We start from the raw sequence: 14885 nt of genomic DNA on the forward strand, positions 1-14885 counted from the left end.
TGTCAGCCAAAGGATAATGAATTTAAAATCGAGTTAGCAGTTTGAATTCATGCGCTTGTGCCCCGGAGTGTGGGCGATCTGCGCTCCGCGCAGCAGCGTTTGCGCAGCGCCCCCTTAGGGGCTAGCCATCGCCATACTGCTAAGCCTATGATTTAAAAACAAGATACCCCGAATCTCCGATTTGGGGTGGTGGTGAGCGACTTTACGTAGTAAGACGCGCAGGCGCGATCCCTGAAGCCGCAGGCGTCTACGCCAAAATCTGGTTCTCGCTTGAACAGTTCAAACTCGATCAGATAACCCGATAAGTTAGTTGCAATCAACTAGCAATACAACTCACCACTGGCGAGTTTAATTGTCCTTGAGTATCTAATGCGCTTTTGCGGACGGACTTTCACCCGAACCCAAATTCAAAGAACACGTTGTTTTCTAACGAGTTTTATCTTTCTAGTAACTTTCTTATTATTAGTGGTTAGTAGTGACTAATAATTATTTAGTATTATTCTTTTGTGCTGCTGCCAAGTGAAGTTCTTGGTCTTCCATTTCTAACAGTTCTGGTATAGTGACAAAGCGATAGCCCTGCTTTCTAAAGTTGTTAATAATTTCTGGTAATGCTTCTAGAGTTCTGGAGCGATTCCCACCACCATCATGCATCAATACAATTCCACCTGGTTTAGATTCTTTCATAACATTCCTAATTAATTTTGGTACAGCAGGACGACTGTAGTCTACGGAGTCAGCAGACCACATAACCAGAGTGTAATTTTTGTTTTTAGCATACGCAGCCACCCCATTATGCATAATTCCGCCAGGTGGTCTAAACAAAGTGGTTCTCGCACCTGTGACTTGATAGATTAAGTCTGTTGTGCTTTCAATTTCATAGGCAGCTGCTTGTGGGTTAAAATAGTGATACCAATGATGCCAAGTATGATTGCCAATAACGTGACCTTCTGCTACAATCCGTTTCCCTAGCTCTGGATAAGTCTTCAGCATCTGTCCAACAACGAAAAATGTAGCCTTTATATTGTTTTTTTTCAGAATATCCAGTACCTCTGGAGTAGAGCCAGCCCAAGGACCATCATCGAAGGTAAGTGCAATAACTTTTTCCCCTTTCTTCAGTTTTGCATTCTCAACAACTGCACCTTTAAAGCGCGATGGTACATCATAGGAAAATCCCTTTGTTTTTGCCTCTTCCTGCCAACTTGTTAGCATTCCCGCCTTGAATGTTTCCATGCGCTGTTGAGTTTCTAGTTTTGCTCCTGTATCTTTCACGTTCGTGGCTTGTTTTTTCTGAGCATTGGAAGTGTTAGAATTGACAGGCATTACCAACCCAACACTTAAACTGGCGCAAAAACAAACTACGGCAATTAGTACTCCATGTGACCAAACATACGATTTGTTAGTTTCCACGTCAAAGCTCCTTGGGGTGGAATCATGAGTTATGTGTTTAAGAGTGTGCGACAGCACATTTTATCTCAATCAGAGATACGTAGGTGTTTTCTGATAATCCAAAATTTTTAAATATAGATTAACAGAAATATAAAGATTATGCTGATAAATGATACAGGTTTAGAGGAAACCAGGATGATCTCGCTTTAAACTAACATATCTAGTAATAATTATAAGTATGATGATTCTTTGGCATAAATAATGTTTTGCGTTGTCTATTTTGAAGTATCAGTTACATAGAGAATACTGTATATTCTACTGCTAAAGCTTATTGAAGACAGAAAAAAATGTTAATTTTTTTAGTATATTCTCTGTTATCAATCATTAGCCCGATGAAAAATACTAGACGCCCGAAACAAAATAAAGTTTCTTATTGTCAAATATATATTTTCTCTTAACGCAGAGTTTGCTGAGAATCATAATTTATCTCAGTACAGCTATGGAAATACTGATGTTTGGGCTAGATAATTTATCAGTTCTTCCTAATAGTTCAGTCATTTTAGTAGTGAATCTACAGTCACGAAATCGTTTGGATTGTTACTTCATTGTTATTCGACTTTCAAATTTATGTTTTCAGTAAAAGTACGGAAAATATCAAAACCGATACAACTCAATTATGTTTAACAATCAAAAATGTGTACTTATTAAAGCATATTATTATGTTAATACGATGTTATCAGATATACTTAACTAACCTGAGTTGTCTGAAAAAATCTTTGAGAAAATTCTATGAAGCTAAGTTTAGATAGAGCTAAGGTTACCACAAATACCGCAGTTAACTCAAAGATAATGTCAGTAAGGGTGAAATCACCTGTACTTACCTTAGTTAAACGCCATTGCGGAAAACTTCTTTTACAAACAAATGCACGCCGTCCTGGTGGTAGCGCAGCTCAAATAACTGAGTTTTTTTGAGAGACTCTACCAAGTTAGTCGCAAACTCTCGATCACTTAGCCAGCCAGGATGACTTAGATTCAATAGTATATAGTCAAACTCTGCCAAATTAGCAGGTGGTGACTTGGCGCTTGTTAACTTGACTACTGGTCTATGTGTTAAGTGCGGGGCAATTTGAGCAGTTGTCAAAACAGATCCTTTTGTTTGAACTAAAGTAACTGCTTGTCGTGTGGCTTGCCAAGTGTCCAGTGAATTTAAGTAAATAGACCAAAAGTAGCCGTATTTGGCTAAAGCTAAAAATGCAACTATTGACCACATTACAATTTTTCGTTTGTTGCGTAACCATCCCTGACCTATCGCAAGGCTAGAAATAACAGCTAACACAAGAAATGGAACTGCTGGAAGAGAATACTGGTTGATCAAGTTTTTTTGCGTTGAGAACTGACTCAGAAGATTGATCCCCAAAGTCGGAACCGCAGCAATCAAAGGCTGCATTCCTTGCACAGAAAGTCCCCAAATCACAGGTGCTACTAAAAACAGCAGATATTCTAGGTTATCTAATGAAAAAATCTGTCCCAACACAAGTCCTGGATTGAGTAGTAAATTTTTAGCAATATCTGGAAAAGAGTTTCCCAAATAGGCATACCGAGAAATGTGACGTTCGACTGACGCCGCTTCGGTACCAAAAAAGGGGATGACAACTTTGGTTGCGATTACAAACCAGCATATACCGCTTACAAGAGCGATCGCACCGCATCGTCGCTTCTTTTCAAACACCAATAGCCAGACTCCCATTGCTGCGACTGTTATAGATAATACAGCTTTACATGCCAGCGTCAGGAAGATACATAAACAAAACCAGGCAGTGCGTTCCAGTCTAGCCGCTAAAACCGCCCATAACAATGCTGGCACAGCTATCACTTCTGGGTGAAAATCAAACAGATTAATATTGAACACTAATGGATACAGTAAATACACTGTAGCAACTGCTATGGCTTGCCCTAAGCTAAGACCAGCATGACGCGCTAAATGCCATGTAGGCAAAGCACCATTAGCCAAGGCTACTGCTTGAACTGCAAATAACCAGTAAACACTAGGGTATATTTTGTAAAATAACGCTAAAACATAAAAAATTAAAGCGGCATGATCACCAAGAATGTGGAAACCAAGGAAAGAAGAAATAGGTGATTGGCCTTGGCTAATTAAGTAAACTGCCTGGTCAAAAATTCCTAAGTCATAAGCATTTGATTGAAAAAGCTCATGTCTTAAGGTGCTACACCCAAATAAAATCAAGGCACTCACGCCAATCATCCAATTTATAAGACTAGGCGAAATCAGTTTTTTCTTCATGACTCTACTTTCCATTTACCCTACCCAAAGTTTTTGGGCAAATCGAACAGCAAAGCTTGCAAGTAGGATAGTAAAAAACAACAGCGTTAGGTAACCCCAGCGAGGGTAGCGAGATAATAATACACCGAGAGCGACACTTGGAGACACAATACCGTAGACCAGACGACTTAAAGAGATGGTACCACCAGATGCTAGTAACAAACCTATACCGCAGAAGCCATAGATAACAGTGACTGGAGTCAATTGAGCGCGTAATTGCCATAATAAGTAGGCACTACCGAAAACAGCAACTATGTTAATCAATGGATCGCCTGCTAGTATCCACAAAAGAAAGACTTAAAAGGTTTGTGTTGTTTCCAAGCTGCCAAGGCAAACGCCGGGATCAATGCCATCCCGTCGGACGCGTTGCTGTTGCGATCGCACCCCAAAAGGCAGTCCAGCCATACTGTTGTTTATCAAAAGCTGCCAAAGCTGCTGTACTTAACAGTAAGTATAGCCCTTCAGTGTAAATGACTCCTGCAAATAGCGATAATGGACACCAAGCAATGACAGCTGTTGGCCACCGCGCTGCACTTTCACCGGCTTGTTTCTTAACCCAAAAGTATAAAAAGTAAAGCGCCGCCAAAAAAGCCAGATTGTTGAGTCATGTTCCTGGCACTTCAAACGGCAAGCCCAAGTTCATCAAAACTCGAATGATTAAGGCAAACAGGGGAAAGAAGGCAAGGATGTGTGACTTGCCATCATTAACAAATTCATATCCGGTGGTAACAATGGCGTGGTAATTTCTATTATCCCATGCATCAAACACCTCCCAACCAAAAGTAGGGGCTTTCAACCTACTTCATCGTAAGGATATAGGGTAAATCAATTTATTTGTGTATACCAAGCAATCTATATTAATGTTGTCTGTCAATCCTGAAAAAATTGTGAAAGCAATAACTCTTCTTGGTTCTACTGGTTCTATCGGTACTCAGACTTTAGACATTGTCGCTCAATACCCCGATCAATTCCGGATTGTGGGCTTAGCGGCTGGAAACAATGTAGATTTGTTGGCTTCTCAGATTCGGCAATTTCGACCAAGTATAGTAGCTATCTGCTCACAAGAGAAGTTGCCAGAACTCAAAGAAGCAATCAAAGACGTTGCTCCCCAGCCGATTTTAATGGCTGGTGATGCTGGAGTTATTGAAGTTGCTCGTTACGGAGATGCCCAAACCGTTGTTACGGGTATTGTTGGTTGTGCTGGGTTGCTACCTACCATTGCAGCCATTGAAGCTGGTAAAGATATCGCCTTGGCAAACAAAGAAACCTTAATTGCTGGAGGTCCGGTTGTTTTACCTCTGATTAAAAAACACGGTGTGAAATTACTGCCAGCAGATTCGGAACATTCTGCTATATTTCAATGTTTACAAGGTCTTCCAGATGGAGGTTTACGACGAATTTTATTAACTGCATCTGGTGGTGCTTTTCGTGACTGGGCAGTAGAGAAGTTAGCAGAAGTCACAGTTGCTGATGCTATCAAGCATCCTAACTGGTCAATGGGGCGTAAAATTACTGTCGATTCTGCGACTTTAATGAATAAAGGTCTAGAAGTGATTGAGGCTCATTTCCTGTTTGGGTTGGATTACGAGAATATTGAGATTGTCATTCATCCCCAAAGTATTATTCACTCGCTGATTGAACTACAAGACACCTCTGTTCTCGCCCAACTTGGTTGGCCGGATATGCACTTACCTTTACTGTATGCTTTGTCTTGGCCCGATCGCATCTACACCAACTGGGAACGCCTAGATTTAGTCAAAATCGGCAGTTTAAGCTTTTGTGAACCAGATCATCAAAAGTATCCTTGCATGAAATTAGCTTATGCAGCAGGTCGGGCTGGTGGTTCCATGCCTGCTGTGTTAAATGCAGCCAATGAGCAAGCTGTGGCTTTGTTTTTAGAAGAAAAAATTCAGTTTTTAGATATTCCTCGGTGTATCGAATGGGTGTGCGATCGCCACGAACGTGACAATCGTGCAAATCCTTCTTTAGATGACATTTTGACAGCAGACAAATGGGCAAGACAAGAAGTTTTAAAAGCAACTCAACAGTTGGAAAATCATTCGCGCATAATATCTTTGCGATAAAAAACGACTCACAACCATAGGTTTTGATTATATTTCTGTCCAGCGTTCAGCTTACTCCTGAACGCTACTTTTTTATTCGTAATTTTTACTTATAATAATGTATAAGAATATAAACATATAGTTGTCTTGTTGCTTATGAGTTTCGCTATTTAGTTATTCATTGATATTTTATTATACAAAAAAAGAGAAATTATTTTTATTGCATAAGTTTTCCGTATATGTTTGGCTAAAAACCTATATATACCAAGAATAAAAACTTAATATTTTTTTTAAAGAAGGTTTTCCGGCATACTAATTTTTAAAACTTTTTATTGTATAGTGAACCCAGAACAACTACAGCAAAAGCTCAAGTAAACTCAACATTCTCAGCAAAACAGTACTGGGGAATGATGAGCTTTTTGTCTGTGGAGGTTCCACGCCAATTGCTGCTTTTTTGGTGCTAACTGGGGTTGCGGAATACTTAATTTAAGGCTTTCACATCTGTAGTCTTTGAGCAGTAAGTTGATCCGATACTGCGGACTATCGTTGTGGAGTTTTACTCAAAAATGCCACTGGGGACAACAGGGAAAACCTCGCTCCGGGTTCGCACGGGGCTGGACTTAACGGACAGGTGCGCGACTGTCGGGAGATCCTTTAGGCAGTCGCCTGACGCCACATTCTTCAACGGGGGGAACCCCCGCACAGAAGTGGCTCCGGAGGGAAACCCCCAAGACCTCGGAGACTACCCCCGGCACTGTCCTCCCCAAGTGGGGCAAGTAGGGTGCACGCTGCGGGACAATGGATGCCAGAGCCGGCACGGCAGTGGCTCCTTAACGCTCAGCACTACTGAATTCCTGAAGAAAGACTTTATGTGTGTCACGGTTACACTCATGAAATTTTCTCTGTTTTGATACCTTCATTGGTAAGACTGTATTTGAAAAAGGTGTATCTATGTTTGCTACCCTGATTGTGTCTTGGATTGTCTACACAGTATTAAGAAATGTGGTGAGAACGACAGTGAGAACTGCGTTTATTAGTGCTACTACTGTTGTTATTTTGCATGCTGGTCTGGGAATTAGCCCTCAAGATATTTGGCATCAGATAATACAGCTACTTCAAGGGTTCTCTCAAGTCCTGAGGGTTAGGTAATATCACTTTTGGATATTGCCCGTTATTAGTCATTAGTTTTTTGTGCTGTGTTCAACCACGTTCTCATGTCTTCTTTGGAGACGCTGAGTCCCCTTGGGACTCAGCGTAACCGCACGCACAGAGCACGGGTGCTTTAGAAATCAGACTACCGTTTTATTAAAAGCGGATTTTTCCGTTCTTTAATCAAACGGATGAGTTAATTATTTTTTGATCCTGAAAGCCGTACCAGGGCATCCATAACAGTACTAGGTAACTGACGCATAATCTTACCTCTTTCTCGATCTACTGCCACTAAAGTCACCTGAGCAGTAACGTATAATTCTTGCTTATCTGGTGATTCAATTGCATAGTCCCAGTTGATACGGACGCCAGTCACCTCAGCCATCCGCGTTCTTACAACCGCTGTTGCACCCAACGCAAGCGGACGGTGATAGCGGATCGAGAGTTCTACAACTGGTAAATCACAGCCCAAAGCGACTAAATCAGCATATTCGATACCGATCGCTCGCAAGCATGCTACTCGTGCTTCTTCCAACCAAGCTATGTAGGAACCGTGCCAGACAATACCTGCATAGTCTGTATGATGCGGGTAGACTCTTATAGAATATTCAAACCAATTTCCAAAGGAACTGCTTGCTGGAGTATCAATTGCAGTAGTTGATTGGAGTTGTGGTTGTTGTGATTTTTCCTCTGACATATCAAATTTTTTGGAGACAAAGATAGATTTTCCAAATCTGGAATAGCATATAAAATTACACGCATATAGTGCAATTTCTTCATAAGCTAAGTGACATGACTGCTCCAGATTCCTTTAACGTCTCGACTCCGCTCGACGTTAAAGCTGAGCGAAGCCGAACGCGAGTGCGTATCCGGAGGACTCAGCTTTAAAGTTCTATATCAAACCTCAAACTTGGTGGGTTTTGGACTCCGGTATTTCTTTAGGTGAGGAAATTTTAGGCTTTGGTTATCAGATGTTAAAAAACTGGCGCTCTATCTGTTATGGCTTCGTTGTGGGCTGTAGATGATAACAGGACTCAGTTTATTATAAGTTCTTTTTATAACTTACTACTCTTAGGCTAGTTGAGCAAAAAAGCTCAAAGTTTACAATCAGTATAAATTGCTTTTACGGAATCAAAATTTACGCACAATCAATATAAAAGCTTGGGTTACCGAAAAATAAAAGGATACATCTGAATGTATTGATTCATGGACACGGAAAAATGCACAAGCTAATTATTCAAGCTCCTGGATTCATGAGCCAGTGGGGTCTTGGGATCCCCCCAACAGGAGTATCTGGTGTCCTGGTCGTGCAACAATACCGTGAATTAAGCGTATCGGCAGAGCGCACGCCGGAGGCTAACGCGCAGCTTGTCCGCAGGGCTTAGGGGTTGACAGCCTTAGTCACTCCTACTATTGGGGACGACTCGTTCTTATCCCAAACGATTTGTCATTGTTTGAGATGGCTTGCTGACTGACATTCATAGGCTGCGGGCAATCATTAAGTATGGCAATTAATTTTTACAATACTCAATACATATAACGCCCCAATGTCACAAAAACAGTGGCAGCAATGTCAATGAAGCTCTAAGATAACGTATGAAAGTTATGAGTTACGAGTTATTAGCCACTGTTACGATTTTTTAACTGTTAACTTTTAACTCTCAACTCTTAACTTTTTACTGTCTAACACCGCTTAGCTAAAAGTTTATTACCTACGCTGGTTGGTATAGGATGCTTGACTATATTGGCAAGTTCCTGTAACTGGTTAACAGCCTCTGCACCTTCGAACTTCATTAATTCGCGGTCATCCCGCCTTTCCGTCCAAGTGATCCCATAATCAGAGACTAAAAACCGAATTAGATGGTTTTCTCCCAGGCTAACCATAAATGAAGCACTATTCATCTGGTCACCACAGGTGTAGCAGGACGCAGGATATCCACGCCTCTCTAAGACAATTGCTAAAGCTTGCAAGTTCATCACTAAGTCTTGGACGAATTGCCGATGTTGTTGTGCTAGTCTCAAAAACATTTTTCCCTCCAAACACCACAGTTATTTGTAACATTTATATTTTCTTTAGATTCCTGCACCAATTGGTATTGTAAACTATCCATTACAATTCACAGATATATATTTATGAATTGGCTACCTAGCTTAGGGTAGTCGATGTAAATTTCGTGTGCCGTATCAAAGTATTCAGTTTGTAGATCTCAAATATCGGATGGAATTTCTAACCTTGTCTTGTTTTTATAGATTCTCGTCAAAGTAGATGGTAAGTGAAAACAATTCCGCTATAAGATTAACTCATATTTGGTACAAGTCAAGTTGATCAAATGCCCCTCTTGTACTTTTATCCGCTATTTTTAGCTATGCTAGTTACCCTTTGTCCCAACAAGGCAGACATACGTCTTCTCAGTCTGTTTTAAGAGGTGATTATCTTGTTAAACGTCTGTACAGTCGTTAAGGAATGTAAAATTTGAAGCTATTGGTAGCAACTTATCCATAGAATCTGATGAAACTGGTAGATGCTCGTAGCTATTTTTTGATTCTCGCTTGGAAAAAGTATCTAGTAGTCGGGAATACGATAGAGCAACCACTATATTGCTGTCAGCAGTGCGCTGTCAAGAGTTGTTGAGCGCCTGAAACTGCCTCTCCAAACTATGTCTTGCGGATAAGCACTTGCGACTTGAGGAGCCACTGCGTTGCTGTCAGACCAGTGCTGTAGGACTGGCTCTGCAAGGCGCTGCTTTAGGCACAGGGCTAGCTCCCCAAGTGGAGTTCCTGCCGTCCCGTTGTAGCAAGTGGCGTAGTTTGCCCGGTTGTTCAAAGCAGCGTCTTTAGATGAGATAGCGACACCTGTTCCTTTATGGTAAGTGGCGTATCAAGCTCCCTAGGAAACCGCTAACGCCGAGGGTGACTATCTGTAAAAGGAGATACCCTGAGCCACGATCCCTAGTGTAAAACCTAAATCGTTTGACTTAACACTGACAATAACTGAACCCAAGATAACCATGTTGCCATTTCGGCAGATATTTTTTTGACTATCTTTTGAGTTACTATTTATACTCTTTAAAAGAGCCATTCCAGAGAAGAACGAGTAGCATTTTAAAAAGTATATGCAATGCCTGAAATTTGAGATATGTTAATAGGAATAGGTTTTTTACATAGAATTTACTTTCATAACTGTTCTCAGTATACTGCATATATTATAGTCAGTTAATTTCTAGTAAATAAATTCACAAAGAAAAAAATAACACAGCCAGGTTTTCCTAGCTGTTGTGTTGAGACTTTGAATCGTTGTTAGAAAGTTATCCAAGCTTGGGTTTAGACAACTTGCCACCAACCGAAAGCCGGACCAATGAAACGAACTATCACCCAAGCGGCGACCAAACCACCAATACCAATCCAGGTAAATCGAGTTGACCATGTGACGAATTTTTCTGCTTGGGTTTTGGAGATCGGAACCCACGGCAAGATTCTGGTTGTATCTTGACCGTATTTTTCTCCCATTGTAGTTTTACGACGCTTTGCTTCACCCATAATTTAAAAATTAATCCCTGAATACTGCTGATAATAGCGCTTGCTTGAAGCAAGAGCTAAAAAATACTGAATAATTTAGAGGACTTAAGCTCAATCTTGGTCTGTGACAGAGGAAAACAGATTGGGATCAAGGTAGTTAATGCGTGCCAGAGGACTCAGAGCACTTAAAACTTGAGCACCATAACTACGGATAATCACGCGACTATCTAGCAAAGCAACGATCCCTTTACTTTCGCGCAATGGGGCGATCGCCCGTTGCAATTCATTCATAGCAATTGGCAACAAGTACAAACGAAACCAATCTTGATGCAACCCCTTGTAGTGCGCCACTCGACCTGCCACTAACGGGTTTTCTAGAGATGGCAAGGGTAAAGTAGCGATCGCCAGAAGCTGGGGAGCAGGCAAAACCTTTTGATGCTCACGCCAAAATTCCCAGCCACTCACCAAAATACCATTTTCATCCAAACAAGTTTTTTCCACCTGTACCCGTGAACCAAACTCAGAGGCAAGAATTGTCCCGACTTGGGCTTTTAGCGGTACATCCCCCACAAGCACAACTGTCAATCCTGGTGCTGTCGCGCTTAAGCAAACCAGCGTCATAACTTTATGAAGAAACGCTGGCTGAAACTCTGGCGTGTTGGGTAAGGGTAACTGGTAAGGTATGTACAATTGAATCGCTTCTGTTTGATTGTCTGAGGAAAACTTGAGGCAAGTTAACTCATCTTCCAACCCGAAGCGCTGGCGAAATAAGGGGGCTTCAGTTTCTGGTTCTACAGCACTGCCAATAAACACCACAGGCTGGCGCTGCCAAATGGGTGATAGTATTTTTCCTAATTCAATGGGCACACAGTGCAAAGAAAATAAACCTTGGCGACGGGCAATAGTTGCCCAAAGTAGAGATGGAGAAGATGAGGGAGAAAGAAGATTTTCGTTTCTGTGTTGAAATTGCTCCCAGAATTGTTTCCAGCTATCCGGTAGGCTAGAGATATCTAAAGCCGAATAAAGACGGAGCAAAATCTCTTCTTGGGCTGGAGAAATCAGATAACATTCGTAGGGATTTGCAGGGTGCTTAAACAGTTCGTGTATGAGTTGCGCCCGTGCAGAACGAATAACTTCAGCTTGGGCTGGCTGGGCAAGCATGAGTTGCTCCCAAGAGAGTGCTTCTAAGCTCACAGTAAGTTCAGAACGTACCCAATCTTCCAAATCGTCAACTCCATCAATAATTGTGGGGATGCCACTAGGAAAATTATTCTTTTTACTCAGCTGTGCTTTTAACCAAGCCGAGGGAGAGATCAAAAAGACTCCTTGGAACTCACCACCAGGCCAAGTCTCACCTGTTCTGATTGCTTTATTAACTTGCAGCCACTGTTGTAGGCGGGGTATTTCTACTTTCGTCAGTCGTTGCTGTACATCTTCAGGGGCAACAATAATCACAGGACCGTGCCACATTAATGCCGAAGCCACAAAGCTGGTGCGATACCGTCCCTGGTAGCCGCAAGCTGCGCCGACTTGAATAAGGGCGCTACGTCCTAGGCGCAAGGCGCGAGCCACTAACCGTGCCATTGTCAAATGATGTGGCCACGAAGGGAAACCTGCCTGCGATCGCAGGAAGTTATGTAATGACAAATGAACTTCTGCTTCAATCACACGCTTTTAATCCCATACAAAGTAAAGTGATTTTTGAGTTGCTTTTAGCCCCATTACTATTATGTTGTCAGTTTCAGGAATGAATTGTTATGTGTTAATTGTTGGTTGTTCATTGCTGATTGTTATGGTAACCATTAACCACTAACTAGTATCCAAATACCCACCAATTATGCCAACTTACACAGGAATCTCCAGCGAAGCTTTCAGGCATCCTCTGGATCGCCAAGCAGAACAAGCCTTGCGTAATTTACCAGGATTTGATTTTATCGCCCGTAAATTTGTGGAATTTTTTGTCGAACGCCCCCAGTTAGTCTATTTAATGGGTAACACCATCCAAGTCGGGCCACGCCAATATTCCACTGTTTACCAGATCTTTCGGGAATGTGTGCGGGATTTGGATATTTATCCAGAACCAGCACTCTTTGTTGAGCAAAATCCCCAAGCAAACAGCTACGCGCTGGGGCAAGAGCATCCTTATATAGTGATAAATACAGGGACATTGGACTTGCTAAGCGAAGCCGAAATTAGGGCGGTGCTAGCCCATGAGCTGGGGCATATTAAATGTGGTCATACTATTCTAATTCAAATGGCGATGTGGGCAATGAGTGCTGCTTCTGCGATAGGGGAGTTGACCTTCGGTATAGGTAATTTTGTCACTCAAGGTTTGATTTACGCTTTTTATGAGTGGCGACGTAAAGCTGAGTTGTCAGCAGATCGTGCAGCATTGTTAGTGACGGATGACTTAAACTCTGTTATGACTTCTATGATGAAAGTCTCTGGAGGCAGTATCAAATATGCGAACGAATGTAGTTTGCAAGAATTTATCCGCCAGTCAGAAGACTACCAAGCACTCGATGCAGATGGACTGAATCAAATATACAAATTTTTGATTTACAATGGCGCTGGTGGTACAATGCTTGGTCATCCTTTCGCTGTAGAACGGATACACTACCTGCGCCAGTGGGCAACCTCAGAAGAATATCAGCAAATTAAGAAAGGTAATTATCAGCGAGCAACGGCTGCAGGTGCAGTCAATGTAGAATCACAGACTCCCCAAAATCAAGAAGTAGAAACTTTGCAGCGACAAATTGAAGAGTTGCAAAGGGAAATTAATCGCATTAAAAGGTCTGAGTAACAACGTATTGATGCGACTCGTTTGCTCACAATAGACTTCGTAGCAGTTGTAGGAAAAGGGTAAAGGGTAAGGGGAAAAGAATAAGAAAAATTTCCCCTTTCCCCACTGCTTACACCCTAGCTTGGTTCTGGCTACCGCGAGTACGAAGTGAGTTACCCCCGAACCCGGAGGGTGCTTTCTGGTAAGTGAGAAGAACTTCAGCAATTGCTTGCGAAATTGGTAAGCCAGGAGAGCCTTCTAGCCAGAAAAATTCCCCAACAGGGTTAATTTCCAGGAATACGTGGCGTCCGTCAGGTGTTAAGATAATATCAATTGCCCCATAATTTAAACCGAAGTAACTCATCAGTTCGAGAAGTTTCTTCTGGACATCTGCTGGCAAATTGTAGGACTCCCAAGCGTTGATTAAAGCAAGTCCTTGTCGTCGCCAGTCGTATTGAGCTTTTTGATTGCGTTGTGAGTCGATAGCCGCAGTGAAAATATGCTGTCCGACAATTGTTGTGCGCAACTCTAGCGCCTTTGGCAGTTTCTCTTGAAACGTCATTGGGCAGAAACGCAGTGCCTGAAGATTTTCTAAATCCTCATCTTTGACTAGGTTCGTAAAAACAACCTGTTCTTCGCCTTTCTCATCGTAGATTGCGAAAGAAGAAAGCATTTTCGCAATCATTCCTTGCTCGCACTCCAGAGCAAATTGCTTTACTGTCTCTGGATTGTTTGTTGTCAAGGTGCGTGGGGTATCTAAACCAAGTTCCCGTGCGACTTGCAACTGTAGTTGCTTGTTTTCGGCTAAACGGACATTTTGCAGGGGATCGAGCTGGAATCCTTTGATACTAGCAATCATTCCCTGAATGGTGACGCGAGATTCTTGAAGTGAAGCTTGTCTCAATTGCGCGTCCATCTTACCAGGAATTCTTGACCCAATGGCAATTCGCCGATACCAAACTGCAGAAAGCTCACTCAAATCTAGCTTTTGTTCGTCACTTGTAAGAATCAGCTTTTCACATTCTTTGGTGTGGTAAGCATCTAGCTGAACTTCTGTGGGAAATCTGTCTGTGTCAAAACGAAATGCTTTTCCTCCTTGAGCTTTTATTGCGTTCATCACCAGAGGAATGCTTTCGTTGTCTTGGCTATGAGTAATGATTAAAACTGTCATATTAAATCGTGATTAAAAAAGTCTTATTTATGAACTTGAAAAAAGGTTTTATGATTTTGTGATCAGGGCGTCTGCGATCGCGTTTGCGTAGCGCCCCTTTTGGGGCTAGTGCTACAGCATAGCGGCAGATCGCCTCATAAATCGGATAGCCCAAATCTCGCTTTTGTGTTTGGGAATTTCTTCTTGAAATACCATGTCAGTACGCCTTGAACTTCAGTTCAGGGCTGCATAGCCAAAGTCCGTTAAAACGGACTCAAAGATTTACCCAGTCCGTTTTAACGAACTTTGATTTTGAGCCAAGAAATTGATTTTTTGGCCGACTAAAAAGCAGATGCAAGATCTGAGTAAACAGAGATTTTAGAAGACAAGTGACAGGGTACAGGGGAACTGTAACCTGTCACTTATTGCTTTTTTACAGTTATCAGTTATCAGGTAGGAAACGGACTCATCCACCCCTTGTTCATTGCAGCTGGTACT

At 41.9% G+C, this 14885-nt stretch carries 10 protein-coding genes and 1 pseudogene; 2 read left to right on the forward strand and 9 right to left on the reverse strand.

The genetic code is table 11. The features are described 5' to 3' along the window. Positions 1 to 486: 486 nt before the first annotated feature. The 3 genes and pseudogenes from AC5590_RS07315 to AC5590_RS07325 all read right to left on the reverse strand — a co-directional run. Positions 487 to 1407: a polysaccharide deacetylase family protein gene (locus AC5590_RS07315; protein ID WP_169263508.1), complete on the reverse strand. Its 921-nt coding sequence runs from the start codon at positions 1405 to 1407 to the stop codon at positions 487 to 489. A gap of 865 nt (positions 1408 to 2272) precedes the next feature. Continuing rightward, positions 2273 to 3688 carry a DUF2079 domain-containing protein gene (locus AC5590_RS07320; RefSeq protein ID WP_169263509.1) on the reverse strand — a complete coding sequence of 472 codons (1416 nt, stop codon included), beginning with the start codon at positions 3686 to 3688 and terminating at the stop codon, positions 2273 to 2275. Positions 3689 to 3703: 15 nt separating this feature from the next. Then, a pseudogene (locus AC5590_RS07325) lies at positions 3704 to 4514 on the reverse strand (hypothetical protein); the annotation flags it as partial. Between the two features lie 100 nt (positions 4515 to 4614). Here AC5590_RS07325 and dxr point away from each other — a divergent pair. Continuing rightward, on the forward strand, positions 4615 to 5811 hold the full coding sequence (dxr, locus tag AC5590_RS07330) for a 1-deoxy-D-xylulose-5-phosphate reductoisomerase (RefSeq protein WP_169263510.1): 1197 nt from the start codon (positions 4615 to 4617) through the stop codon (positions 5809 to 5811). 1324 nt (positions 5812 to 7135) lie between these two features. On the opposite strand, the gene AC5590_RS07335 is transcribed toward dxr, so the two are convergent. The 5 genes from AC5590_RS07335 to AC5590_RS07355 all read right to left on the reverse strand — a co-directional run bounded on the left by AC5590_RS07335 (position 7136) and on the right by AC5590_RS07355 (position 12123). Next, the gene (locus tag AC5590_RS07335; protein ID WP_169263511.1) at positions 7136 to 7636 is read right to left on the reverse strand and encodes an acyl-CoA thioesterase; all 501 of its coding nucleotides are present in this window, start codon (positions 7634 to 7636) and stop codon (positions 7136 to 7138) included. A 986-nt stretch (positions 7637 to 8622) separates the two neighbouring features. Then, positions 8623 to 8967, reverse strand: a complete 345-nt coding sequence (locus AC5590_RS07340) for a DUF1815 family protein (protein WP_169263512.1) — start codon at positions 8965 to 8967, stop codon at positions 8623 to 8625. A 565-nt stretch (positions 8968 to 9532) separates the two neighbouring features. Beyond that, positions 9533 to 9763 carry a hypothetical protein gene (locus AC5590_RS07345; RefSeq protein ID WP_169263513.1) on the reverse strand — a complete coding sequence of 77 codons (231 nt, stop codon included), beginning with the start codon at positions 9761 to 9763 and terminating at the stop codon, positions 9533 to 9535. Positions 9764 to 10260: 497 nt separating this feature from the next. Then, positions 10261 to 10476 carry a DUF2839 domain-containing protein gene (locus AC5590_RS07350; protein WP_169263514.1) on the reverse strand — a complete coding sequence of 72 codons (216 nt, stop codon included), beginning with the start codon at positions 10474 to 10476 and terminating at the stop codon, positions 10261 to 10263. A 90-nt stretch (positions 10477 to 10566) separates the two neighbouring features. Continuing rightward, positions 10567 to 12123: an ATP-dependent DNA helicase gene (locus tag AC5590_RS07355; RefSeq protein WP_169263515.1), complete on the reverse strand. Its 1557-nt coding sequence runs from the start codon at positions 12121 to 12123 to the stop codon at positions 10567 to 10569. Positions 12124 to 12292: 169 nt separating this feature from the next. On the opposite strand from AC5590_RS07355, the gene AC5590_RS07360 reads away from it, so the two are divergent. Then, complete coding sequence (locus tag AC5590_RS07360) at positions 12293 to 13258, forward strand: M48 family metallopeptidase (RefSeq protein WP_169263516.1); 966 nt, start codon at positions 12293 to 12295, stop codon at positions 13256 to 13258. 109 nt (positions 13259 to 13367) lie between these two features. On the opposite strand, the gene AC5590_RS07365 is transcribed toward AC5590_RS07360, so the two are convergent. Next, positions 13368 to 14408, reverse strand: coding sequence for an MvdD family ATP-grasp ribosomal peptide maturase (locus tag AC5590_RS07365; RefSeq protein ID WP_169263517.1), 1041 nt, complete (start codon positions 14406 to 14408; stop codon positions 13368 to 13370). Between the last annotated feature and the right edge of the window lie 477 nt (positions 14409 to 14885).

Origin of the sequence: Brasilonema octagenarum UFV-OR1, assembly GCF_963888615.1 — a bacterium.
Lineage (GTDB): Bacteria > Cyanobacteriota > Cyanobacteriia > Cyanobacteriales > Nostocaceae > Brasilonema > Brasilonema sennae.

Coding starts and splice junctions, on each gene's coding strand:
- AC5590_RS07340 (WP_169263512.1), bottom strand. CDS start 8,967: ATGTTTTTGAGACTAGCACAACAACATCGGCAATTCGTCCAAGACTTA.
- AC5590_RS07320 (WP_169263509.1), bottom strand. CDS start 3,688: ATGAAGAAAAAACTGATTTCGCCTAGTCTTATAAATTGGATGATTGGC.
- AC5590_RS07365 (WP_169263517.1), bottom strand. CDS start 14,408: ATGACAGTTTTAATCATTACTCATAGCCAAGACAACGAAAGCATTCCT.
- AC5590_RS07350 (WP_169263514.1), bottom strand. CDS start 10,476: ATGGGTGAAGCAAAGCGTCGTAAAACTACAATGGGAGAAAAATACGGT.
- AC5590_RS07335 (WP_169263511.1), bottom strand. CDS start 7,636: ATGTCAGAGGAAAAATCACAACAACCACAACTCCAATCAACTACTGCA.
- AC5590_RS07360 (WP_169263516.1), top strand. CDS start 12,293: ATGCCAACTTACACAGGAATCTCCAGCGAAGCTTTCAGGCATCCTCTG.